General features: G+C 63.8%; 1 pseudogene. It reads left to right on the forward strand.

The window, feature by feature from the left end:
* A pseudogene (locus B3187_RS13730) lies at window positions 1–345 on the forward strand (ABC transporter ATP-binding protein); the annotation flags it as partial.
* Window positions 346–461: the final 116 nt, after the last annotated feature.

Consider the following 461-nt stretch of genomic DNA (forward strand, 5'->3'; position numbering starts at 1 on the left):
GCCACCAGCCTGTCCGGCGGCAATCTGCAGAAATTCATTATCGGCCGGGAGATCGAACAGCAGCCCAAAGTGTTGATCTGCTTTCACCCGACCTGGGGGGTGGACGTGGGGGCCGCCAACCATATTCACAAAGAACTGGTGGCACTGCGTGATCGCGGCACCGCGGTGCTGGTGATCAGCGAGGATCTGGATGAACTCTATCTGCTGGGGGATCGACTGGGAGCCCTTTGTGGGGGCCGGCTGTCGCCGATCCGGCCCAAGGCCGAGGTACCGCTGGAGCAGTTGGGCGAGTGGATGACCGGTGCCTTCGGGAACGGACAGGGGGAGGTCGCCCATGCGCATTGAAAAACGACTGCAGCCCTCTCAGACGATGGTCTACCTGTCGCCGGTGCTGGCCCTGGTGCTGACGGTGATCGCCGGGGGATTGTTGTTCGCGGCGCTGGGCCATGCCCCCGTCGCCA

It is taken from the genome of Marinimicrobium sp. UBA4209 (assembly GCF_002381585.1).
GTDB classification, from domain to species: domain Bacteria; phylum Pseudomonadota; class Gammaproteobacteria; order Pseudomonadales; family Cellvibrionaceae; genus Marinimicrobium; species Marinimicrobium koreense.